This is a genomic window from Azospirillum sp. UENF 211521 (genome assembly GCF_058780535.1).
Window position 1 is genome coordinate 1,786,745 of the sequence record NZ_JBSNCF010000002.1, and the last position, 22,322, is coordinate 1,809,066.

The 22,322-nt window shown below is 70.9% G+C and carries 24 protein-coding genes; 11 read left to right on the plus strand and 13 right to left on the minus strand.

Going from position 1 to position 22,322, the window contains the following annotated elements; translation table 11 throughout:
* Window positions 1-124: 124 nt before the first annotated feature.
* From ACWPN5_RS24915 to ACWPN5_RS24930, 4 genes are all read right to left on the minus strand, one after another.
* Window positions 125-1,120: an aminoglycoside phosphotransferase gene (locus ACWPN5_RS24915; RefSeq protein ID WP_145690189.1), complete on the minus strand. Its 996-nt coding sequence runs from the start codon at window positions 1,118-1,120 to the stop codon at window positions 125-127.
* Complete coding sequence (gene moaB, locus ACWPN5_RS24920) at window positions 1,117-1,653, minus strand: molybdenum cofactor biosynthesis protein B (protein WP_014197702.1); 537 nt, start codon at window positions 1,651-1,653, stop codon at window positions 1,117-1,119. The genes ACWPN5_RS24915 and moaB overlap by 4 nt, the downstream gene beginning before the upstream one ends.
* Before the next feature lie 13 nt (window positions 1,654-1,666).
* Window positions 1,667-3,625: a lytic transglycosylase domain-containing protein gene (locus ACWPN5_RS24925; RefSeq protein ID WP_200477451.1), complete on the minus strand. Its 1,959-nt coding sequence runs from the start codon at window positions 3,623-3,625 to the stop codon at window positions 1,667-1,669.
* A 516-nt stretch (window positions 3,626-4,141) separates the two neighbouring features.
* Window positions 4,142-5,008, minus strand: a complete 867-nt coding sequence (locus tag ACWPN5_RS24930; RefSeq protein WP_492297959.1) for a uracil-DNA glycosylase — start codon at window positions 5,006-5,008, stop codon at window positions 4,142-4,144.
* A gap of 145 nt (window positions 5,009-5,153) precedes the next feature.
* Between ACWPN5_RS24930 and ACWPN5_RS24935 the strand changes: the two genes are divergently transcribed.
* Complete coding sequence (locus tag ACWPN5_RS24935) at window positions 5,154-6,803, plus strand: electron transfer flavoprotein-ubiquinone oxidoreductase (RefSeq protein WP_492297961.1); 1,650 nt, start codon at window positions 5,154-5,156, stop codon at window positions 6,801-6,803.
* Window positions 6,804-6,823: 20 nt separating this feature from the next.
* On the opposite strand, the gene ACWPN5_RS24940 is transcribed toward ACWPN5_RS24935, so the two are convergent.
* Window positions 6,824-9,034, minus strand: a complete 2,211-nt coding sequence (locus ACWPN5_RS24940) for a helicase-related protein (RefSeq protein ID WP_492297963.1) — start codon at window positions 9,032-9,034, stop codon at window positions 6,824-6,826.
* 119 nt (window positions 9,035-9,153) lie between these two features.
* Between ACWPN5_RS24940 and ACWPN5_RS24945 the strand changes: the two genes are divergently transcribed.
* Window positions 9,154-9,603: a hypothetical protein gene (locus tag ACWPN5_RS24945; RefSeq protein WP_492297964.1), complete on the plus strand. Its 450-nt coding sequence runs from the start codon at window positions 9,154-9,156 to the stop codon at window positions 9,601-9,603.
* Between the two features lie 13 nt (window positions 9,604-9,616).
* Here the strand turns inward: ACWPN5_RS24945 and ACWPN5_RS24950 are convergent, their stop codons facing one another.
* Complete coding sequence (locus ACWPN5_RS24950) at window positions 9,617-9,760, minus strand: hypothetical protein (protein ID WP_186464949.1); 144 nt, start codon at window positions 9,758-9,760, stop codon at window positions 9,617-9,619.
* Window positions 9,761-9,908: 148 nt separating this feature from the next.
* On the opposite strand from ACWPN5_RS24950, the gene ACWPN5_RS24955 reads away from it, so the two are divergent.
* Window positions 9,909-10,409, plus strand: a complete 501-nt coding sequence (locus ACWPN5_RS24955) for a hypothetical protein (protein WP_145690194.1) — start codon at window positions 9,909-9,911, stop codon at window positions 10,407-10,409.
* 46 nt (window positions 10,410-10,455) lie between these two features.
* On the opposite strand, the gene ACWPN5_RS24960 is transcribed toward ACWPN5_RS24955, so the two are convergent.
* The 4 genes from ACWPN5_RS24960 to ACWPN5_RS24975 form a co-directional block, all read right to left on the minus strand.
* Window positions 10,456-11,220: a Crp/Fnr family transcriptional regulator gene (locus ACWPN5_RS24960; protein WP_492297966.1), complete on the minus strand. Its 765-nt coding sequence runs from the start codon at window positions 11,218-11,220 to the stop codon at window positions 10,456-10,458.
* 265 nt (window positions 11,221-11,485) lie between these two features.
* Window positions 11,486-11,827, minus strand: coding sequence for a Gas vesicle protein V (locus tag ACWPN5_RS24965; protein ID WP_145690196.1), 342 nt, complete (start codon window positions 11,825-11,827; stop codon window positions 11,486-11,488).
* 134 nt (window positions 11,828-11,961) lie between these two features.
* Window positions 11,962-12,447 (minus strand): hypothetical protein, encoded by a 486-nt coding sequence (locus ACWPN5_RS24970; RefSeq protein WP_492297968.1) that lies wholly within the window; start codon window positions 12,445-12,447, stop codon window positions 11,962-11,964.
* 68 nt (window positions 12,448-12,515) lie between these two features.
* Window positions 12,516-12,683: a hypothetical protein gene (locus ACWPN5_RS24975; RefSeq protein WP_492297970.1), complete on the minus strand. Its 168-nt coding sequence runs from the start codon at window positions 12,681-12,683 to the stop codon at window positions 12,516-12,518.
* Window positions 12,684-12,936: 253 nt separating this feature from the next.
* On the opposite strand from ACWPN5_RS24975, the gene ACWPN5_RS24980 reads away from it, so the two are divergent.
* A complete protein-coding gene (locus ACWPN5_RS24980) occupies window positions 12,937-13,452 on the plus strand; it encodes an OsmC family protein (protein ID WP_492297971.1) in 516 nt (171 codons plus the stop codon).
* A 74-nt stretch (window positions 13,453-13,526) separates the two neighbouring features.
* Here the strand turns inward: ACWPN5_RS24980 and cobT are convergent, their stop codons facing one another.
* Entirely contained in the window at window positions 13,527-14,555 is a 1,029-nt protein-coding gene (cobT, locus tag ACWPN5_RS24985; protein WP_145678649.1) for a nicotinate-nucleotide--dimethylbenzimidazole phosphoribosyltransferase, read from the minus strand.
* 174 nt (window positions 14,556-14,729) lie between these two features.
* Here cobT and cobS point away from each other — a divergent pair, with 174 nt between their 5' ends.
* The 3 genes from cobS to ACWPN5_RS25000 are packed head-to-tail and all read left to right on the plus strand — an operon-like array spanning window position 14,730 to window position 16,720.
* Window positions 14,730-15,536, plus strand: coding sequence for an adenosylcobinamide-GDP ribazoletransferase (gene cobS / locus ACWPN5_RS24990; protein ID WP_492297973.1), 807 nt, complete (start codon window positions 14,730-14,732; stop codon window positions 15,534-15,536).
* Window positions 15,533-16,174, plus strand: coding sequence for a histidine phosphatase family protein (locus ACWPN5_RS24995; RefSeq protein ID WP_492297974.1), 642 nt, complete (start codon window positions 15,533-15,535; stop codon window positions 16,172-16,174). Before cobS ends, ACWPN5_RS24995 begins: the two co-directional genes overlap by 4 nt.
* A gap of 36 nt (window positions 16,175-16,210) precedes the next feature.
* Complete coding sequence (locus tag ACWPN5_RS25000; RefSeq protein WP_014239309.1) at window positions 16,211-16,720, plus strand: pyridoxamine 5'-phosphate oxidase family protein; 510 nt, start codon at window positions 16,211-16,213, stop codon at window positions 16,718-16,720.
* Window positions 16,721-16,771: 51 nt separating this feature from the next.
* On the opposite strand, the gene ACWPN5_RS25005 is transcribed toward ACWPN5_RS25000, so the two are convergent.
* Complete coding sequence (locus ACWPN5_RS25005) at window positions 16,772-17,404, minus strand: MBL fold metallo-hydrolase (RefSeq protein ID WP_145690202.1); 633 nt, start codon at window positions 17,402-17,404, stop codon at window positions 16,772-16,774.
* Window positions 17,405-17,573: 169 nt separating this feature from the next.
* On the opposite strand from ACWPN5_RS25005, the gene ACWPN5_RS25010 reads away from it, so the two are divergent.
* Complete coding sequence (locus tag ACWPN5_RS25010; protein WP_014198135.1) at window positions 17,574-18,026, plus strand: RrF2 family transcriptional regulator; 453 nt, start codon at window positions 17,574-17,576, stop codon at window positions 18,024-18,026.
* 29 nt (window positions 18,027-18,055) lie between these two features.
* On the opposite strand, the gene ACWPN5_RS25015 is transcribed toward ACWPN5_RS25010, so the two are convergent.
* The gene (locus tag ACWPN5_RS25015; protein WP_492297976.1) at window positions 18,056-19,204 is read right to left on the minus strand and encodes a hypothetical protein; all 1,149 of its coding nucleotides are present in this window, start codon (window positions 19,202-19,204) and stop codon (window positions 18,056-18,058) included.
* Window positions 19,205-19,508: 304 nt separating this feature from the next.
* Between ACWPN5_RS25015 and ACWPN5_RS25020 the strand changes: the two genes are divergently transcribed.
* From ACWPN5_RS25020 to cysW, 3 genes are read left to right on the plus strand one after another with little or no spacing between them, the layout of a single operon-like run.
* Complete coding sequence (locus ACWPN5_RS25020) at window positions 19,509-20,576, plus strand: sulfate ABC transporter substrate-binding protein (protein WP_200478855.1); 1,068 nt, start codon at window positions 19,509-19,511, stop codon at window positions 20,574-20,576.
* 57 nt (window positions 20,577-20,633) lie between these two features.
* Window positions 20,634-21,467: a sulfate ABC transporter permease subunit CysT gene (cysT, locus tag ACWPN5_RS25025; protein WP_247888524.1), complete on the plus strand. Its 834-nt coding sequence runs from the start codon at window positions 20,634-20,636 to the stop codon at window positions 21,465-21,467.
* Window positions 21,457-22,317, plus strand: coding sequence for a sulfate ABC transporter permease subunit CysW (cysW, locus tag ACWPN5_RS25030; RefSeq protein ID WP_145690205.1), 861 nt, complete (start codon window positions 21,457-21,459; stop codon window positions 22,315-22,317). The genes cysT and cysW overlap by 11 nt, the downstream gene beginning before the upstream one ends.
* Window positions 22,318-22,322 lie beyond the last annotated feature (5 nt).

Sequence of the window (22,322 nt, forward strand, 5' to 3'; positions counted from 1 at the left end):
CGCCTACGGAGTCTGGATCGGGAAAGCCTGAGGCTCGAACCCTTAGTCTAGCACCAACCGCCGGCAAGGGTTAACACGCTGCGGGCCGAGCCATCGCATGTCTCGGCCGCCCGGCGCCCTCCGGTCAACGCCACTCGGCGGCGACCCGCCGGATGATCTCCGGACGCAGGACGTCGACCGCGTGGGCGTCCATGTGGGCCGCCAGCGACTCCGGCATGTCCGGCGACAGGGCGGCGCCCTCCACCCGCCAGCGGGCCATCCAGGACAAGGTGCGCAGCCAGGTCAGCCGGCGCAAGGGCCGGCGCCACGGGCGCACCGTCTCGGCCAGCGCGGGCGGCACCGCCGCCTCCCAGGCCGCGTGGAACGCCGCGACCTCGTCGGTGGCCAGGACCGCCGCGACCTCCCGCTCCCACTTGGTCGAGGTGTAGAGGCTGGCGTGGGCGAGGTCGATGGCCGGGTGGCCGTACTGGGCCTTCTCCAGGTCGGTGAACCACGCCTTGCCGGCGGCGTCGATCAGGAAATTGCCGGGATGGACATCGCTGCCGACCAGCGTGACCGCGAGCGGCGCCGTGCCGCGGAAGGCGCGGGCGTCGTCGAGTTCCCGCTCGAGTAGGGCGAGGGCGTCCGGCGCCAGCCCGGCGCGCTCGAACCACACCGCCTGCCGCTCCACCTGGGCCAGGGTCGCCGCCACCGGGTCGGCGGGGGCGGGCAGGGGCGCACGCGCGTCGTCCGGCGGCAGGGGCAGGGCGTGCAGGGCGGCGAGCGCCCGCGCGATGGCCGGCATGTCGCCCGGCAGGCGCGGCGGGCGGCCGACGATCTCCGTGACCACCAGGGCGCCCATGGGCAGCTCCGGCCCCGGCGGCAGGACGGCGGCAAGCTCCGGCGTGTGGCCGCCGGGGGCGGCGCGGCGGAAGGCGGTGGCCTGCTGCTCCAGATTGGCGAAGGGGTCGAGCCCGAGCTGGCTCCAGCGCGGGACGCGGGCGACCAGGCCCTTCCCCGCCAGCCGCACATGGTCGTGCGCCACGCCGCGGCGCGGCATCGGCTCCAGCGCTTCCGAGGGCAGACCGGCGAAGGCCGGCAGCCGCGTCAGCGCGCCGAACAGACCGGTGGTGTCGGTCACACCTGATGCTCGCGCAGGCGCGGCATCAGTTCGACGAGGTTGCAGGGGCGGTGCCGGTTGTCGAGTTGGAAGACCAGGATGTCGTCCCAGGCGTCGCGGCAGGCGCTGGGCGAGCCGGGGAGGGCGAAGATGTAGGTGCCGTTGGCGACCCCGCCGGTCGCCCGGCTCTGGATCGTCGAGGTGCCGACCTTGGCGTAGCTGAGCTGGCGGAACAGCTCCCCGAAGCCGGGGATCGCCTTGTCGAACAGGGCCTCCACCGCTTCCGGCGTGACGTCGCGGCCGGTCACGCCGGTGCCGCCGGTGGTCAGCACCACGTCGATCTCCGGATCGGCGATCCAGGCCTGGACCTGGGCGCGGATGGCGGCGACGTCATCCTTCACGATGGCGCGGGCGCCCAGCCGGTGGCCGGCGCCGGCCAGCCGCTCCGCCAGCGCGTCGCCCGAACGGTCGTCGGCGGGCGTGCGCGTGTCGGACACGGTCATGACCGCGATGTTGACGGGCAGGAACGGACGGGATTCGTCGATCTTCGGCATGGTGGGGCTTCGGTCAGGGGGCGTCGCCGTGCTGCGCGACCTGTGTGGACCGGGCCGCCGGGAAGACATCCACCGGCATATAGACCGGCCAGCCGCCCGCCGCAACGGCGTCCAGCGATTCGATTTCCTGCCCCAACCGCAGTCGGTAGATCCAGAAGTTGGCGACGACCTTCTCGACGTAGTTCCGCGTCTCGGCGTAGGGCAGGCTCTCGATGAAGAGCAGCGGGTCGTCACCGATGTCCGACAGGTCCCGCCGCCAGCGCGCCAGTGTGCCGGGGCCGGCGTTGTAGGCGGCGGCCAGCAGGAACAGGTTGTTGCCGATGTCCTGGCTGTTCAGCAGCTCCGCCATGTAGCGCTGCCCAAGCTCCATGTTGGTGGAGGGGTCGAACAGGCCGGTGCGGCCGGCGTCGGCCTCGCCGATGTCGGCGTTGCGCTCCTGCACATGCTGGGCGGTGGCTGGCATGATCTGCATCAGGCCGGTGGCGCCGGCGGAGCTGACCAGCTTCGGGTCGAAGCGCGATTCCTGGCGCATCACCGCGAAGACCAGCGCGCGGTCCACGGCGAAGCCGTCGCGCGGCTTCCAGTGCGGCACCGGGTAGAGGGCCGCCGTGTAGGGTGCGCCGTCCGGTCCGGCCACCGCGTTGCCGACCTGGAGCGCCAGCCCCGGCAGTCCGGCGCGGTCGGCCAGCGCCACCAGCGCCTGCTCGGCCAGCGCGTCGCCGCGCGGGTGGATGCGGCGCAGTTCCAGCTCCGCCGCTTCGCGCTGGCCGGCCTGGATCAGGGCGATGGCGCGGGTGCCGCCGGGCAGGGCGGACAGCGCCTTCAGATGGTCCCCGGTCAGCTCCGGCGTGCGCCAGTTGAGGTCGCCTGAACCGCCCAGCTTGCGGTGGGCGAGCAGCCCATAGAAGGTGTGCGGGTAGCGCGCCGCGGCGGCCAGATGGGCGCGGGCCTGCTCCTCGCGGCCCCGGCGGGCGTGGGCGCGGGCGGCCCAGAAATCGGCGGCGGAAGCCAGCCAGGGCGATCGCGGTCCAGCCTCGGCCAGATTGGTGAAGTGGCGGGCGGCGCGGTCGTACTGCTTCAGCCGCCAGGCGGCGAGGCCGGCGATCCAATGCGCCTCCGTCAGGGCCGGGCCGGAACGGGCGGCGCTGGCCGAGGCCAGCGACAGCGCCTGTGTCACGTCGCCGGAATAATAGAGCGAAGCGGCGATGCGCGCCCGCGCCTGGTCGTACTGCACCGGGTCGAGGCTGCGTCCGAAGTCGTCCTGGTTGAGCAGGGCGAGCGCGGCCCCCGGCTTGCCGGCGCGCAGCAGCTCGGTCACGCGGGACGGGGTGGCGGGAGTGCTGCGGCTGGCGGTGCGGCTGCGCGGGGCGACGGTGAGCCTCGCCTTGTCCTCGGCCGCCTCGGCGCTCTTGTCCGGGTCGGACGGGTCCTCGTCGGAGACGGTTTCCGGCAGCGGTTCCGGCCGCAGGCCGCCCAGCCGCTCCAGCGATCCGGTCAGCCGCTCGCCGTCGCCGCCGCGCGGCGGCTTCAGGGCGCGCTGCTGGCCGGCGGGGGCGCGGCGCTGGGCCAGGGCGTGGATGCGCTCGGCGCCCGGCAGGTCGCCGTAGCGCTGGAGCCAGCCGGCCAATTCGTCGTAGCTCGCCTTGCGGTCGGGGTGCAGGTAGCGCTGGCGCAGCACATGGCCCATCAGGCGACGGTCGTGCAGCAGGCGGATTTCCCAGTCGGCACCTTCCCACTCGCCCCGTTCCTGCAGGGCGAAGATGCGCCGGTAATGGCGGGCATCCTCTTCCGTCAACTGCAGGGCACGCGCGTCGGCGTCCGTCGCCAGCAGCAGGTTCTGCTCGGCACGATCGAATCCCGGCGGGACGACGGGGCGCCCATCCGGTGCGTGGATCACAAGGCCGGCCTGGGCCGGGCGATAGCCGCCCGTCGGGTCGGGCGCCGCGCACAGCGCCAACGCCACTCCCGCCATTCCCAGGACCTTCCGCCGCAGCGAGACGGTGTTTGCTGCGCTGCACAATATCCGGAACATGGTATTCGAATAACCGCAGTGGACGGGAATCGCAAGAAGATGATTCCCCAACAGCGGTTGAGGCTGTCTGTTCGCAAGGGTTTTCAGCAACTTAGTGGGGGCGGAAAAATGGCCCTAGCCCGGTGGGAAGACCCGTTTGGCGCAAGGTCATGGGCCTTTCTGTCCGGATTGGCGCAACGGCATAGCGGCGACTTGGTAAACCAATCCGATCTTTCGAAGTACTTGAGCAATGTTTGGAATGTCTACGGATCTCGAATGTTCGAAGGAGCGTGCAAGAATAAACGCAATAAGCGGGACATTTTAGAAATCAGCGCTGTTAACCATCGTGAAGGCGTGCTCCCACCCCGGCCCTCCCCCTCTGCGAGGGAGAGCGTGCCTTACGCGAAGCGACGTCCGTCCCCTCCCCCGCGCAGCGGGAGAGGGTTAGGGTGGGGGAAAAACGACGATTGCGCTGACTCAGCCCGGAAAACGCTGGCGCAGGGTCAGCAGGTCGCGCCACGCCTCGCGCTTGGCGATCGGGTTGCGCAGCAGATAGGCCGGGTGCAGCATCGGCAGGACCGGCACCGGGCCGGACAGGCCGGCGGAGGCGTAGTCGAACCAGCGGCCGCGCAGGCGGGTGATACCCTCCGCCCGGTTGAGCAAGGTCTTGGCGGAGGTGCCGCCCAGCGGCACCAGAACCTTCGGCCCGATCAGCTCGACGTGCCGTTCCAGGAAGGGCAGGCAGGCGGCGATCTCCGCCTGGGTCGGCGACCGGTTGCCGGGCGGACGCCAGGGCAGGATGTTGCTGATGTAGACCGTGCTGCGGTCGAGTCCCGCCTGGGCCAGCATGCGGTCGAGCAGCTTGCCGCTAACCCCGACGAAGGGCTTGCCCTGCCGGTCCTCGTCCTCGCCCGGCGCCTCGCCGATCAGCATGATGTCCGCGGCGGGGTTACCGTCCGCGAAGACCGTGTTCATCGCCGTCGCCTTCAGCGGGCAGCCATCGAAGGCGCGCAAGGCCGCTTCCAACTCCTCCAGGCTGCGCGCCTCGGCGGCGCGGGCGCGGGCGCTCGCCCCGGCCTCGCTGGCGCCCAGCGGCAGGTCCGCCGCCGTGGGTGCGCCGAACATCGACGCGCCGGAGGGACCACCGAACGCCGACCGCGGCGTCGCCGCCGGGGCGGGGCGCGCCGCGGCGGGCGGCAGCGCGGACGCGCCGGCCGGCGCGCGCGCCACCGCCGGCCGGGCGGCCAGCGTCGCCCAGTCCAGGGGCTCGTCCCCGATGGCTTCGTCGCATCCGATGTCGACGTGCCAGCGCAGGGCGGCGAGGATGTCGGATTGGTCAATCATCGTTTGACCTTACCACGGCTCCTGTGGTCTTACATGGGCTTAGATATCCTTTTTGGCGGGTGCAAAAGGCATACGCCGTTCCGAAAGCCGCCGGACCCTGCGGAAATGGCCCCGGCGCTTCAATCAACCGGGAGGCATGGGGACCATGGATCGCGATCCGCGCGAGGTGATGGAGTACGACGTCCTTGTCGTCGGAGCCGGCCCGTCGGGCCTGAGCGCGGCCATCCGCCTGAAACAGCTCGCCAACGAGGCCGGGCAGGAGCTGTCGGTCTGCGTCGTCGAGAAGGGCTCGGAGGTCGGCGCCCACCTGCTCTCCGGCGCGGTGTTCGAGCCGCACGCGCTGGACGAGCTGATCCCCGACTGGAAGGAGAAGGGCGCGCCGCTCACCACCCCGGCGCGCGAGGACCGCTTCCTCTTCCTCACCGAGACCAAGGCGCTGAAGTCGCCCTTCGCCCCGCCGCAGATGCACAATCACGGCAACTACATCATCAGCCTCGGCAACCTCGCCCGCTGGATGGCCGCCCAGGCCGAGGAGTTGGGTGTGGAGATCTACCCCGGCTTCGCCGCGGCGGAGGTGCTCTACGACGACACGGGCGCCGTCAAGGGGGTCGCCACCGGCGACATGGGCATCGGCAAGGACGGCGAGAAGACCGCCAATTATACGCCGGGCATGGAGCTGCACGCCAAGCAGACCATTTTCGCCGAGGGCTGCCGCGGCTCGCTGACCAAGACGCTGTTCGAGCGCTTCGACCTGCGCCGCGACGCCGACCCCCAGACCTACGGCATCGGCATCAAGGAGCTGTGGGAGGTCGATCCCGCCAAGTCCCAGCCCGGCCTGATCGTCCACACCATCGGCTGGCCGATGGACCCCAAGACCTACGGCGGCTCCTGGCTCTACCACATGGAGGGCAACCTGGTGTCGGTCGGCTTCGTGGTCGGGCTCGACTACGAGAACCCGCACCTGTCGCCGTTCGAGGAGTTCCAGCGCTACAAGACCCACCCGGCGATCCGCCCGACCTTCGAGGGTGGGCGGCGCATCGCCTACGGCGCGCGGGCGCTGTCGGAGGGCGGCTTCCAATCGATCCCCAAGCTGACCTTCCCCGGCGGAGTGATCGTCGGCGACGCGGCGGGCTTCCTCAACGTGCCCAAGATCAAGGGCAACCACACCGCGATGAAGTCGGGCATGCTGGCGGCCGAGGCGGTCCATGAGCTGCTGTCGGCTGAAGCCCCGGCGCGCGAGGCGGTGGCCTATCCGGAGAAGCTGAAGGCGTCCTGGGTGTGGTCGGAACTGCACGCGGTGCGCAACATCCGTCCGGGCTTCCAGAAGGGGCTGTGGGCGGGTCTGGCCAACGCGGCCTACGAGACGGCGACCAAGGGCAAGTCGCCGTGGACGCTGCACCACCGGCACGGCGACCATGAGACGCTGAAGAAGGCGTCGGAGATGCCGAAGATCGCCTATCCCAAGCCCGACGGGGTGGTGTCGTTCGACCGTCTGTCGTCGGTGTACCTGTCGAACACCAACCACGAGGAGGACCAGCCGGCGCACCTGACGCTGAAGGACGCGTCGGTGCCGATCGCGGTCAATCTGGCGCTCTACGACGCTCCGGAGACGCGCTACTGCCCGGCGGGGGTGTACGAGATCGTGCGGGCGGAGGACGGCCGCGACCCGCGGCTGCAGATCAACGCGCAGAACTGCGTGCACTGCAAGACCTGCGACATCAAGGACCCCACCCAGAACATCAACTGGGTCGTCCCCGAGGGCGGCGGGGGACCGAACTATCCGGGCGGGATGTAAGGTCCTGCTTTCCCGCTCCTCTACCGCCGCGGGCCGAAGCGCTTGCGCGGGGCGCCGCGGAAACCGGCCTTGGGCGGCGGCTCGCGCCGCTGCCCGGCGGACCGCGCCCCGCGCGTGGCGAGCAGGTCGGCCAGCCGCCGGCTGATCTCGCCGCGGCGGCTGCGCACCGCCTCCCGTTCCGGGAACAGGGTCGGGAACTTGCGCGCCGCCCAGTAATAGAGGTCGCAGGCCCGCGACAGCCCCTCCAGCGCCGCCCCGTCCAGCCCGTCGAGCCGCGCCGGGACGAAGCGCCCGAGGGGCGACGGCTCCCCGGCCTCCACCGCGCCGAGGATGGCGGCGAGGATGCGCGCCTCCGCCTCGTCCTCCAGGTCGGCGGGGATCAGCAGCAGGTCCAGCTTGGCGGGCAGGCTCAGCCGCCGCTCGTCCAGCATCACCGCCAGCCGCCGCATCCCCGACAGGTCGCCCACCCGGTAGGGCGACCCCGCCGTGCGGGCGTCGGCGACGCAGTCCAGCAGCAGAACGGTCTCCTCCGTCCCGATGTGATCGGCCAGACGGGCCAGCATGGCGCGGGTCGGCCGTACGGTCAGCGGGGCGTCGGCGCGCAGCCGCCCGTCCGCCTTCTCCAGCAGGCTGCGCAGGGCCTGCGGCGTGCCCCGCCCGACCACGCCGAACTCCCCCGACTCGAACTTGCCGAAGCGCCCGGCGCGGCCGGCGATCTGCTTCACCTCCGTCGCGCTCAGCGGGCGGACGCTGGTCCCGTCGAACTTCTCCAGCGCGGTGAACAGAACGCGGCGGCAGGGCAGGTTCAATCCCATGCCGATGGCGTCGGTCGCCACCACCACGTCGGCCTCGCCGGACAGGAAGCGCGCCGCCTCGCGCCGCCGCACCTCCGGGGCCAGCGCGCCGTAGACCGCGGCGACCGACAGGCCCTTGGCGCGCAGCGTGTCGCGCACCGTGTGGATCTCCCGCCGGGAGAAGGCGATCAGGGCGTCGCCGGGCTCCACCTCCTCCCAGTTCAGGCGGCGGTCGATCAGGGTCAGCGGCACCTTGCGCTCCAGCTCGATCACCTCCAGCCGCTCGCCGAGATGGGCCGCCACCCGCTCGACCAGCGGGCGGGCCTCCGGAGCGCCCAGGATGTAGACGGTCTCCGCCGGGGCGCCCATCAGCGCCGCCGTCCAGGCCCAGCCGCGGTCGGGGTCGGCGAGCATCTGGATTTCGTCGATCACCGCCACCTCCACCGGGCGGTCGGGGTCCATCACCTCGATGGTCGAGGCGGTGTGGCGGGCGCCCGGCGTCGTGATCGCCTCCTCGCCGGTCAGCAGGGAGGCAGGCGTGCCCTCGGCGTTCAGCCGCTCCATCACCTCCAGAGCCAGCAGGCGCAGCGGCGCCAGATAGATGCCGTCCCAGGCGCCCTTCAGCGCCTCGATGGCGTGGTGGGTCTTGCCGGAGTTGGTCGGGCCGACCACCAGGACCAGCCGCCGCCCCAGTCCGCGGGCCACCGGGAACAGCTTCTCGAAGCGGGCGAGGTCGAAATGCCGGTCCACATAGGCGCGGCCGCGCGCCTCCGCCCGCTCGCGCCGCCACACGGCGAACTCGCGGTCCCAGCGCTCCAGCAGCTCGTCCACCCCGTGGCGGTTGCGGGCGGCGCGGGACAGCCGGTCGGCCAGCGACGCGAAGGTCCAGCCATCCTCCGCCCCTTCCGCCTCCCCGGCGTAGCGGTGCAGCCGGGCGGCGGCGCGCGACAGCGCGTCCTCCAACGCGGAGGCCAGCGCCGGGTCGGCCTCCAGCCGCAGGGCCAGATCGTCGTCCGTCAGATCGGCCAATTCCATGGCGTCGAGCACGCGCGACACCTGGAGCCGCACCGGGGCGGGCAGGCCGGGCCAGGGCAGGTCGTCGCTGCGCACCGCCCGGACCCGTGTGCGGTCGTCCGCCGGGTGCAGGCTGGTGGACCAGCCTTCCAGCGCGCGGCGCCCCTGGGCGAGCAGGGCGTTGCGCCGCCGCGCGCGGTCGAGCGTGCCGTGGATTTCCAGAAGCACCGCCTCGCGGCGCTCCGCCGGGACCAGCAGGTCGCGCTTGCCCTTGGGCAGCGGCAGGCCGAGCGGCACCAGACCCAGCCCCTCGCCATGGGCCACCCGCGCCACGCCCGCCGCGGCGGCGGTGACCACGTCGGGGTGGGCGCTGGCCAGCTCGTGCACCAGATGCGGGTCGGCCGACTCATCAAGAGAGGTCATGTCCATAGGGCGCGGTCTCTGGAGAACTTTTCACAAATTCGCACTGGCGGTCCGCGGCCATCCATGTCATGAGCCACGTCCCGCAGGGGCAGTCCCGGCCCCGAGGCAGGCATCAAGCCATGACCAGACCGCTCCGCGCAAAGATTCTCCGACCCGACCTCGATCCGGCCCACCGCAAGAGTGCCAGCGGGGAGAACCGCTGCCGCTGCTGCGGGCGGCCCGGCGGTGCCGTCGTGCGCTGCCTGCCGGACGGGCGCTGGTACGACGCCGCCGACCAGACCTGGCGCGACGGGCGCGGGCGGCGGGCGGCCTGGCCCGATGTGGTGGAGTATGCCGAGACCCGTGATGTGCAGGTCGTCGTGCGTCCGGTCCGCCCCTCCGGCAACCCGGACGCCCGCCCGAAGAATCTCTGCCGCCGCTGCCACATGCAGGAGGAGGCGCTGCGCAACGCCATCCGCTCCCGCATCCGGGCGCGGATGCGCCGCGCGTTGGGCGACCTGTTCCTCGGCGATTACTCGTCGCCCGGCATCCTGGAGCGCGCCATGGCGCTCTACCGCCGCAAGCCCTGACCTCAAGGATTCGCTACACGGGCTCCTGGGGCTCGCCGGGCATCGGCGGAGCCTCCACCGGCTCGTCCGGCGGGGCGTCGGGCGGCAGCGGCATGGGGATCGGCACGTCGGGTTCCTGCCGGGGCGGCGGGTAGGGACTCATGACGGTTCGGCTCATATCGGTTCCCGGTGATGGACGCTGTCCTTGGGGAAACACCGCACCCGCGCAATCGCTCCCTTGCGTCCGCCACCCGCGCGGCGCATGACCAAAATCAAAGCGGCGGCCCCGGGCATCGCGGACAATGCCCGCGAAAGGATCGCCCCCCATGCCCAGAAGCTTCATTCTCTCCCCGCTCGCCAAAACCCAGGCCGATCAGGCGCTGCCCGTCGTCCAGACCCTGCACCGTGACATGACCCTGGACGAGTGGCGGCAGGTCGCCTCCCTCTTCCTGCAGGACGGCGGCGACGGCGGGGTGATGGCCTGCGAGATGAGCGACGGCCACATCCGCGGCCTGTTCTGCTACCGCGTCAGCGCCGAGGGGATGATCCGCGTGCTGACGGTGCCGATCTTCATCGCGGTGGGGCTGTTCGACGCGGCGGTGACCTCGGCGGCGCAGGCCGACGGCATCGACCTGCTGGCGCGCAAGCTGGGCTGTTCGACGGTGGTGGTGGACGAGCGCGGCTGCGTCGTCGCGGCGACCGCGCCGAAGCTCGACGCCGCGGGCCTGTTCGGCCGGCTGGGCTACCGCCGGGTGGGGCAGGCCTTCGTGAAGGACGTGGCGGCGGGGTTCGGCGCCGAGGGCTATCCGGTGGCGGGCCGGGCCTGAAGGAACGGGGCCTGAAGGAACTGGGACTGAAGGAACGATCCGGGAATCAGGCGGCGGCTTCGAGGGCCGCCGGATTCTCGATGCGGATGCGGTCGTTGGTCAGGCGGGTGATCGCTCCGGCGCTCTCCAGCTTGCGCAGCACGCGCGACAGCGTCTCGGGACGCAGGCCGAGATAGGCGCCGATGTCCACCTTCGGCATGGGAAGGAAGGCGCTGGGCGTGCCGTCGGCCAGGGGCCGCGACCGCCGCGACAAAGCGAGGAGGAAGCTGGACACCCGCTCCACCGCCGTCTTGCAGCCGAGCAGAAGGATCTGGTCCTGCGCCGCCGACAGCTCGACCGAGGTCATGGCGAGCAGCCGCCCCTGGACCGCCGGGTGCCGCTCCATCAGGCGGCGCAGGGCCGTCCGCGACATGCGGCAGACCGTGGAGGCGGTCACCGTCTCCGCGGTGTAGGCGTAGACGCTGCCGACGGCCAGCCCGATCACGTCGCCGGCGGTGGCGAAGCCGGTGATCTGCTGACGGCCGTCCGGCAGGGTCTTGTAGAGCTTCAGCATGCCCGACATGACGGTGAAGACGGCCAAGGCCTCCTCGCCCTCCATCACCACCGGAGTCGCCGACAGCAGGTCCAGCGGACGCGACGTCGTCGACAGGTCCGGCAGGTCCCCGGCGCCCAGGGCGCCGCACAGCCCCTTGCTCCGCGCCGAGCAGCCGGCGCAGCGGCCGGTCACCGTCTCCGCCGCACGCGGCTGCGGGGCGGTCATCGGCGGCGGGGCAACAGCGGCGTCGGCGATGGTGGCGACGGAGAAGGTCATGACATGCACCTCTGGTCTGTCTCGCTTCGGCGCCGGCAAGGGCGCGCTCGATTCGGACGATCGGCTCCGACCAAAGCATCAGACTAAGGTCTCGGAACCGAGCCAAAGGTATGAATTCCGACCAGGACCCGCCCTGATCTGGATCAACCGGACACCGCATCGCTCCGGCAACGCGGCAACCGGACAGCGCAACGGCCCGGAGTGTGGTCCGGGCCGTAAGGGAGAATTTGAGGGAGAATTCGTCGGGGTCTTGGCTCGCCGCGGCTCAGAAGGTCCGGCCGGGCCGGCCGCGCGGCGGGAAGCGGCTGGAGGTGGCGCGCATGGTGCCGTCCGGCATCGTCATGTCGCCGGATTCCGCGTCCTCCTCGTCGCCGCGCGGGCGGCGGGAATCCCGGTCGGTGACCCGGGCCGCCTCGGCGCGGGAGATCGAGGATTCCAGCTCGCGGATGCGCGCCTGCAGGCTGCCGACGACCGCGGCGCCCGCCTGACGGGACTTGAACTGTTCGAGATCCTGCTTCAGGCGGAGCAACTGACTCTTCTGCTCCGGGAGGCTCGGCCCGTCCCGGCGCTTGGTCACGCGATAGACTTTTTCGTCGAATCGGTTCACTGCGTTTCTCCTGTCTGCTCTTAAGCAGATTGGGTCGACACGCCGCTGCACCATCTCTCGAATGGGATAGGCCGTTCATTTCCACCGCTGGTGGCAGCGTGAGCGCTGTGTTGTCCGGTGGTTCTTCGCGGCGATCAGGGCATCCGTTCGTTGACGCTCCGCTCCGCGGCGACCGCGGCGGCCAGCGCGTCCCGGTATCGGCGCAGCCGCGCGTAGGCCGGCCAGGCCATGCCGACCAGCGGGTCGCACCAGTGGACCAGCACCATCAGCCCCATCCCGGCGAAGCCACCGATCAGTGTGCCGGTGAGCAGGCCGGGCAGGGCGCCCAGGATCCAGGGATCGGACAACCGCCCGGCGTCGTAGGCCTGCACCGCCGCCATGCCCACCGTGGCCGCCACGGCCAGCGCGGCGCCGACGCGGCCCGGCGCGTACCAGATCCGCAAATCCTCCCGCGTCAGCCCGTAATCCTCGGGGACCGGGCGCGCCGCGGCCTCCACGACGCCGTCCGGGCGCGCGTCACCAACGCGGGGCGCGGTGGTGGCTTCGACGGGAGCCCCGCCGCCCTCGATCACCCGCCAGCGCCGCCGCGGGTCGCCGCCATCATCTTCCAGCCGTTCCATGGCGCGATAGTGCGCGGATGGACGGGTTTCGGCAACGGCGCTGTTGCCCGACGCCGACCGCCGGGAGTTCAGCCCGGGCGGCCCGCCGCCGCGCTCGCTCCGGCGGGGGGCGGCGGGAAGCCGCCGTCGGCGGGCAGCGCCTCGCAGTCCGCCTCCAGGGCGTATTTCACGATGGTGCCGTCGACCAACCGCAGGTCGTAGGATGGATGCCCCCCCAGGGTCCGGGCGATCACCATGGCGTCCCGTCCATGATGCCGGACCTTCGTACCCAACCGCAACATGGTTCCACCTCCCGCATCCCGTGTTTCGTTAACGAAACCTTACGCCCGAGCACCGCCGGCGGACGAGCAACAAAAAGAGGCGCAAAAAAGGAGCAGGGGGATGGGGCGGCGGGCCTTGCTTTGGGCATTGCCGGGATGGTCTTTGCGGTCCATCATCCGCGGGTCGCACAAATCAAGAAGCCGAACCGTACAGAGGAAACGCACGGGTATGGATGCACAGGATCTGCGCGCGCGCCAGGCGCCGCTGAAGGACAAGTACAAGGACGCCCCGGAGTCCGCGGTGGTCACGCTGAAGGCGCGCGGGACGCTGGACGATTCCGGCATCGCCTGCAAAGTGGACACGGGCCGCGCGCTGGTCGAGGCCGGTCTGCACCCGGCGACCGGCGGACCGGGCACCCAGGCCTGCTCCGGCGACATGCTGCTGGAGGCGCTGGTGGCCTGCGCCGGCGTGACGCTGAAGGCGGTCGCCACGGCGCTGGAGTTCAACCTGCGCGGGGGAGCGGTCTCGGCGGAAGGCGACCTGGATTTCCGCGGCACGCTGGGCGTGGCGAAGGACGCGCCGGTCGGCTTCCGCTCCATCCGCCTGCGCTTCGAGCTGGACACCGACGAGCCGCCGGAGCGCATCGCCACCCTGACCAAGCTGACCGAGCGCTATTGCGTCGTCTACCAGACGCTGGCCAACCCGCTGCCGATGGCGCTGACCATCGAGACGGGACAGGGGTGACGGGAGCGCCGGGCGGGTTCGGGGCGGGAACGCCCCGCCCCCTCACGCCCCGTCCCCTTATATGTCCTGTCCCCTTATGCCCGCCGGGTGCTGACGCCCGCGTCGGCGAAGGTCGCCATGCCGGCGTGGCAGGCGCAGGCCGACTTCACGATGTTGATGGCCAGAGCGGCCCCCGAGCCCTCGCCCAGGCGCATCCCCAGATCGAGCAGCGGCTCCTTGGCGATGGCCGCCAGCAGATGGTCGTGGCCCGGCTCCACCGAGCGGTGGGCGACCATGCAATGGTCGAGCGCCCGGCGGTCGGCCTTGAACAGCACCGCCGCCGCCGCCGTGCAGGCGTAGCCGTCGAGCAGCACCGGCACCCGCGCCATGCGGGCCGCCAGGATGGCGCCGGCGATGGCCGCCAGCTCATAGCCGCCGAAGCAGCGCAGCGCCTCGAACGGGTCATCCTTGGCCTGCGGGTTGGCGGCCAGACCGGCCTCGACGGCGGCGACCTTGCGTGCCAGCCCCTCGTCGTCCACCCCGGTGCCGCGGCCCGTCCAGTCCTTGGCCTCGCCGCCGAACAGCGCGTGGCAGAGCGCCGCGGCGGCGGTGGAGTTGCCGATGCCCATCTCGCCGAGCGCCAGAAGCTGGACGCCGCTTTCCACGGCCATCATGCCGTAGGCCATCGCCTGGCAGCAGTCCTGCTCGCCCATCGCCGGGCCTTCGGTGAAGTCGGCGGTGGGGGTGTCGAGGTCCAGCTCGTAGACGCGCAGGTCGGCGTCGGCCACCTCGCAGAGCTGGTTCACGGCGGCGCCGCCGTTCTGGAAGTTCTGGACCATCTGGGCGGTCACCGCCGCCGGGTAGGCGGACACGCCGCGGGCGGCGACCCCGTGGTTGCCGGCGAAGACGGCGACGCGCGGCCGGCGCACCTCCGCCGGGTGCTGGCCCTGCCACGTCGCCATCCACTGGGCGATCTCCTCCAGCCGGCCGAGCGCGCCCGCCGGCTTGGTGAGCTGCCGTTCGCGCTGGAGGGCGGCCGTGCCGGCGTCGAGGTCGGGCCCCGGCAGGTTGCGCACCAGCGCGCGGATTTCCTCGAAGGTGATGGCGGGCTGCGGGTTGCTCATGGCGAAGGGTCCTGGCGCTGACGGCAGAGGATGCGATCGGGGATCGATGAAAAAAGCGGCGCGACCTTGGACCATTCCCGACCCGCTGTCAAAGCGCCTCTCGTCCACCCTGTCACCCGTTGCCGGTCTGTTATCCGTTGCGGCGGGCCCGGGCTTGCCGTACTCCGAAGCGCCATGCCTGAGGATTCCACCGTCCCGTCCGCCGTCCGCCGGACCGTCCCCCGCTGGGTCGGCGATCTGGCGCTGGCCGTCGTCTTCCTGACGCGGCTGCCGCTGCGCCTGTCCGGCCCGCTCGCCGACGACGCCCACGCCCGCGCCATGGGCTGGTTTCCCCTGGTCGGCGCCGGCGTCGGTCTGTTCGGCGGGGCCGTCTACGGGCTGGCGGCGCTGGCCCATCTGCCGCCGCTGCCGGGGGCTCTGCTGGCGCTGGGCGCCATGGTCTGGCTGACCGGGGGCCTGCACGAGGATGGGGTGGCCGACGTCGCGGACGGTTTCGGCGGCGGGCGCGACAAGGCCCGCAAGCTGGAGATCATGCGCGACAGCCGGGTCGGCAGCTACGGCGTGCTCGCCATCGTCTTCTCGGTCGCCGTCCGCGCCGCGGCTCTGGCCGCGCTGGTCGAGCCGCGCGCGGTCATCCCCGCGCTGCTCGCCTCCGGCGCCCTGTCGCGCGGCGGCATGGCGGTGATCGCCCGCGCCCTGGACCCGGCCCGCGCCGACGGGCTGGCCGCCCGGCAGGGGCGCCCGTCGCCCGGCACGGTGGCCCTGTCGCTCGCGCTGGCGCTCGGCGTGGCGGCGCTGGCGGTCAAGGGGCTGGCCCCCGGCGCTGTTCCGGCGGTGGCTTTGGTGGCGGTCCTGGCGGTCCTGGCGGTGGCGTGGCAGGCGCGGCGGCAGATCGGCGGCCACACCGGCGACGTGTTCGGCGCCGCCCAACAGGTGGCGGAGGCCGCCGTTCTGCTCACCCTGGCCGCGATGGCGGCATGACGACCACGCGCTGGTGGCTGATCCGCCACGCCCCCGTCCCCAATCCGGACCGGCTGATCTACGGGCGGACCGACCTCCCCGCCGACATTGGCGATTCCGACGCGCTTGCAGCGCTGGCGGCGCGGCTGCCGCCGCGGGCGGTCTGGGTGACCTCGCACCTGCGCCGGACGCGGCAGACGGCGGCGGCGCTGCGCCTGCCCGGCAGCGACATGGCGCTGGTCGAGCGGGCGCTGGCCGAACAGGATTTCGGGCGCTGGGAAGGGCTGTCGCACGACGGGGTGGCGGAACACCGCCCCGAGGAGGCCCGGCGCTTCTGGGCCGACCCGGCGCGGGAGGCCCCGCCGGGCGGCGAGAGCTTCGCGGCGGTGATGGGGCGGGTGGCCGTCGCCGTCGCCCGGCTGACCGCGGCCTACGCCGGGCGCGACATCGTGGCGGTGATCCATGGCGGGTCGATCCGCGCCGCGCTGGCGCTGGCGCTGGACCTGACCCCGCAGGCGGCGCTGCGGCTGGCGGTGGCGCCGCTGTCGCTGTCGCGGATCGACCATCACGGCGGCGGTGAGTTGGGCAGTGATGGGGGCGGTTCCTGGTCGGTCACGGCCATGAACGCGCTCGGAACCTTTTCGGGCAGCGGGCGTTGACCGGACTCCGTTGGGCTACCAATAGAGGGTCAGACCATGGCAAGAAGCGCTGACGATCGCGAGGCCGCCGAGAAGCTCTGGGGCATGATCAAGGGCGTCCGCATCTGCATGATGACGACGCTGGACGAGAACGGCATTTTGCACTCCCGCCCGATGGCGACCCTGCCGCACGCGGGGTTCGACGATGGAACCTTGTGGTTCTTTACGCGGGCCGACTCGCCGAAGGTCCATGAACTGAAGACGCACTGGCGCGTCAACCTGTCCTACGCCGACCCCGACAAGCAGGACTACGTGTCGGTGTCCGGGGTGGCGGAGACGGTGCGCGACCGCGACAAGATCCGTTTCCTGTGGCGGGACATCCTGTCCACCTGGTTTCCCCAGGGGGTGGACGATCCCGACCTTGCGTTGCTGAAGGTCAGCGTCGATCAGGCCGAATATTGGGACAGCCCGTCGAGCGCGATGGTCTATGCCTACGGCTATGTGAAGGCAAAGATCACCGGTGAACCGCCGAAGCCGGGGGATCACGCGAAGATCGCGTTCCAGTAAGGGGAGCCGGTCGCGGCGGGGGCCGAGCCCCGCCGCGATCTTCCGAGACGCTCAGTCGTTGAGGAAGGGGTTGTAGAGGCGCTCCTCGCCGATGGTCGAGGTCGGGCCGTGGCCGGGGATGAAGGTCACGTCGTCGCCCAGCGGGAACAGCTTGCTGCGGATCGACTCGATCAGGTCGCCGTGGTTGCCCTTGGGGAAGTCGGTGCGGCCGATGGAGCCCTGGAACAGCACGTCGCCGACGATGGCGATCTTGCTGGGCTTGTGCACGAAGACCACATGGCCCGGCGTGTGGCCCGGACAGTGGTGCACATCCAGCGTCATGTTGCCGACCGTCACCGTGTCACCCTCCTCCAGCCAGCGGTCCGGCGTGAAGGAGCGGACCGGCGGAAAGCCGAACATCTGGCTCTGCATCGGCATGCCGTCGATCCAGAACTGGTCCTCGCGGTGCGGCCCCTCGATGGGCAGCTTCAACTCGTCGGCGAGGTCGGCGACGGCACCGGCGTGGTCGATGTGGCCGTGGGTGACCAGGATCTTCTCCAGGGTCACGCCCTTCGATTGGGCAGCGCGCAGGACGCGCGGCAGGTCGCCGCCGGGATCGACGGCGGCGCCCTTCATCGTCTCCGGGCACCAGAGCACCGTGCAGTTCTGCTGGAACGGAGTGACGGGAACGATGATGGTCTGCATGCCGCGTCCTTCGCCGGTCAATGATCAATGGTCAGGGATCGATTCGTGCACGACCTTACGCGCCACCGTTTTCCAGGGCAAGAACCGGTACCAATTCCTGGGCAACACGGCTATATGGAGGGCACTTTATCTTTATCCCATTCCGCCGCGGGGGGCGGTGCCGGACCGAATGCTGTCGCAAAAAGCCAAATACGCCCTGCGTGCTCTGATCATGCTGGCCGAACGGACGGATGACGAACTCGTCCTGATCGCCGAAATCGCCGAGCGGGAGAACATTCCGCGCAAGTTCCTGGAAGCCATTCTGGTGGAACTGCGCAAGCATGGTCTGCTGTTCGCCAAGCGCGGCAAGAGCGGCGGCTATCGTCTGGCGCGCCCGGCGGAGGAGATTTCCTTCGGCGAGGTGATCCGGCTGATCGACGGGCATCTGGCGCCGATCCCCTGCGCCAGCAAGAATTCCTTCCGCCCCTGCGAGGACTGCATCGACCCGCCGACCTGTTCGGTGCGCTGGCTGATGGTCCAGGTGCGCGACGCCACCGCCCAGGTGCTCGACAACCAGACCCTGTCCGACGCCCTGCGCCACCGTCAGGCGACCGGCGGCCTGCCCGTCAACTTCGACATCTGATTGCGGACCGCTGATCCGGACGCGACGGCTCAAGGCACCAAATCCACGGCGATGAACACGCGATCCAGCGCGCGGTTCGTCGCCTCGCGCAGGATTCCCACCTCCAGAAGCTCGTCCACCAGAAGCTGGGCGCCGCGGAAGGTGCTGCCCAGCCGCTTCTGCACCCGCCGCACGGTCAGGGCGGGCTCCTCGAACAGAAGCTCCAGCAGGTCCGGGGTGCGGGAATTGCGGCGCTTGGCGCCCACCCTCTGCTGCCAGCCCTCCGCGCTGCGGTCCAGCGACAGGGCGCGCTCCCGCTCCCGCCGCGCCGTCTCCGCCACCGTGTCGGCCAGCCACAGCCGCCATCCCTCCTCCCGACCGCGTGCGGCGAGGCTGGCGGCCGTGCGGTCGGCGTGCAGCGTGACGGACATCGGCAGCCAGACGTTCGGCACCCGGCAGCAGCGCGCCACCGCCAGCGCGCCCATCAGCCGGGCCGAGGGCACGGCCCAGCCGGGAATCCGCAGATCGGGCGCTGGGCGCAGCAGTTCGGCCAGCATCCCCACGCCGCCGAGCAGCGCCGGCTGATCACCGGCCTGGTCCAGCCGCTTGAGCAGGGTGGCGGCCTCCGCCTCGCGGTCCGCCGAGAAGGCCAGCCGTCCGGGATCGCGGCCGGACACCTCCGCCTGAAGGCAGCGCCACAGCGCCTCTGCCCAGCCCATCGTCCAGGGCAAGGGCGCCTCGTCCGTGAAGAGCGCGGCGGCGTCATCCTCGTCGTCCGTCGGGAAGGCGAAGCGGGTGTCCGTCCCGGCCTCCAGTTCCGCCACCGCCCGCCAAGCATCGGCGGCGGCTCCGCTCGCCGGGAAGGGCACCCGCGCGCTTTCGGCGCGGCGGGCGGGGGCGGCGATGACGCCTTGCGTGAACAGGGCACCCTGCCACAGCGCGCGGACCGACTGCGCCGCTCCCCGCCCGGCGGTGGGAACGAGGTCGGTGCCGATGGTCGCCACCAGAAACTCCGCCGGGTCCACCGCAACGCCGTCGAGCCGGGCCGCCGCGCAGGACTCCCGCCGCGCCGCGTCAGCCCACAGCCGGCGCCGCCGCGTCGGGTCCCGCACCACCTCCGCCAGCCGGCCGAGCGCGCGCTCAGCCTCCAGAAGGCCGGTCAGAAGTGCAGAGGAGGGGGATTGGGCTGTTGCGGACATGGCCGTTCGGGACAAGGGGCGGAAGGGGTGCGCATGATAGCGATCCGGCGTTTCGCTTCCAGCGCGATCCGGGGCCGAATTTGACAGCGCCTGTGGAATTGTCCCGCTGCGTTGCAGGGAATGACAAAAAACAGCTTTGCGGCCTTCGCCGATTCATGCAAACTCTAGGAGGCAAATGGATATTGCATATACATTATAAAGAGTGTGGATACGGCGCGAGCGCCGGCTTTGTGAACAGCGGTGCGGCGCATGGCCTCAAGGGCCGGTGACCGCCCCCCAATGAACCATACCGAGGGAGTGTGCCATGTCGTTTCGTGATCGGCTCTCCGCGCTCCGCGCGAACCGGTTTTCCGTTGGCCGGCTCTCCACAGGCCGCCTGTCCGCATTGGCCGCGGGCGTTGCCCTCGCCATGCTGACCATCGCGCCGGCCAAGGCGCAGACCACGCTGCTGAACGTCTCCTACGACCCCACCCGTGAGTTCTATGTGGAGTTCAACAAGGCGTTCGCCAAGAAATGGCAGGCGGAAAACGGCCAGACGGTGACCGTCAAGCAGTCGCACGGCGGGTCGGGCAAGCAGGCGCGCTCGGTCATCGACGGGCTGGACGCTGACGTGGTGACGCTGGCGCTGGCGTACGATATCGACGCCATCGCCGACTCCGGGGCCCTGCCGAAGACGTGGCAGACGCGCCTGCCGAACAACAGCTCCCCCTACACCTCGACCATCGTCTTCCTGGTCCGCAAGGGCAACCCGAAGCAGATCAAGGACTGGGACGACCTGCTGAAGCCGGGCGTGCAGGTCATCACCCCGAACCCGAAGACCTCGGGCGGGGCGCGCTGGAACTATCTGGCGGCCTGGGCCTACGCGCTGGAAAAGAACGGCAACGACGAGGCCAAAGCCAAGCAGTTCGTCGGCGACCTGTTCAAGAACGTGCCGGTGCTGGACAGCGGCGCCCGCGGTTCCACCGTCACCTTCACGCAGCGGCAGCTCGGCGACGTGCTGCTGGCCTGGGAGAACGAAGCCTTCCTGTCGCTCCAGGAGTTCGGCGCCGACAAGTTCGACATCGTCGTGCCGTCGCTGTCGATCCTGGCGGAGCCGCCGGTCACGGTCGTCGATTCGGTGGTCGACCGCAAGGGCACGCGCAAGGCGGCGGAAGCCTACCTGAACTTCCTCTACACCCCCGAAGCGCAGGAGATCGCGGCGAAGAACTTCTACCGCCCGCGCCTTCCGGAGGTCGCTGCGCGGTATGCGGATCGCTTCCCGAATGTTAAGCTTGTGACCATCGACGGTTCCTTCGGGGGCTGGCGCACGGCGCAGGAGAAGCATTTCGCGGATGGCGGCGTCTTCGACCAGATCTACCAGAAGGGCCGCTGACCCGTGGTCGCGGCAACCACCAGCGACGCCGTGCTTCCCAATACGGGGGGCACGGTGTTGAGCGTTCTTCGAAAACCCAGCGTCCTGCCCGGCTTCGGGCTGACCCTGGGATTCACGCTGACCTATCTGTCCCTGATCGTCCTGCTGCCGCTGGCCGCGCTGGCGCTGAAGGCGGCGGGGCTGGGCTGGTCCGGCTTCTGGGACGCGGTGCTGACGCCGCGCGTCCTGGCCGCCTTCAAGGTCAGCTTCGGGCTGTCGCTGGCCGCCGCCGCGATCAACGCCGTCTTCGGCTTCATCGTCGCCTGGGTGCTGGTGCGCTACCGCTTCCCCGGCGACCGGATCGTCGACGCGCTGGTCGACCTGCCCTTCGCCCTGCCCACCGCGGTCGCCGGCATCGCGCTCAGCGCGCTGTACGCGCCCAACGGCTGGATCGGCTCCCTGCTGATGGAGTGGTTCGGGCTGCGGGTGGCCTTCACGCCGCTGGGCATCGCCATCGCCCTGACCTTCATCGGCCTGCCCTTCGTGGTGCGCACCGTGCAGCCGATCCTCCAGGACCTGCCGCCGGAGGAGGAGGAGGCCGCCGCGGCGCTGGGCGCCACGCGTTGGCAATCCTTCCGGCGGGTGGTGTTCCCCGCACTCCTGCCGGCCCTGCTGACCGGCTTCGCGCTGGCCTTCGCCCGCGGGGTGGGCGAGTACGGCTCGGTGATCTTCATCGCCGGCAACATTCCCGGCCTGTCGGAAATCCTTCCGCTGCTGATCGTCATCAAGCTGGAGCAGTACGACTATGCCGGCGCCGCCGCGGTCGGCGTGCTGATGCTGATGGCGTCCTTCGTTCTGCTGCTCGCCCTGAACCTGCTGCAAGCCTGGATGAGGTCGCGCCATGCTCGTTAAGAAAGCCGTCGGGTTCACCCCGGCGCTGGCCGACAGCCGCTGGGTGAAGGGGCTCCTGATCGCCACGGCGCTGGCCTTCCTGCTGCTGTTCCTGGTGCTGCCGCTGGTCTCGGTCTTCGTCGAGGCGCTGCGCCGCGGCACGGACGCCTATTGGGCGGCCCTGGTGGAGCCGGACGCGGTGGCGGCGATCAAGCTGACGCTGATCGTCGCGGCCATCGCCGTGCCGATGAACCTCCTCTTCGGCGTGGCGGCGTCCTGGTGCATCGCCAAGTTCGACTTCCGCGGCAAGGACGTGCTGATCACGCTGATCGACCTGCCGTTTTCGGTGTCGCCGGTGATCTCCGGCCTGATCTACGTGCTGCTGTTCGGGCTGCACGGGCTGATGGGGCCGTTCCTGAAGTCGCAGGGCATCCAGATCATCTTCGCCGTGCCGGGGCTGGTGCTTGCCACCGTCTTCGTCACCTTCCCCTTCGTCGCCCGCGAGCTGATCCCGCTGATGCAGGAGCAGGGCAACGAGGAGGAGGAGGCGGCGCTGGTGCTGGGGGCGTCGGGCTGGCAGACCTTCTGGCGCGTCACCCTGCCCAACATCAAATGGGGCCTGCTGTACGGCGTCCTGCTGTGCAACGCCCGCGCGATGGGCGAGTTCGGCGCGGTGTCGGTGGTGTCCGGCCACATCCGGGGCGAGACCAACACGATGCCCCTGCATGTCGAGATTCTCTACAACGAATACAATTTGGTCGCTGCCTTCGCGGTGGCCTCGGTGCTGGCCATGCTCGCCCTCGTCACGCTGGTCGTGAAGTCGGTGCTGGAATGGCGCTTCGGGGCTGAGCTGGCGGCCACCCGGCATTGAGGCGA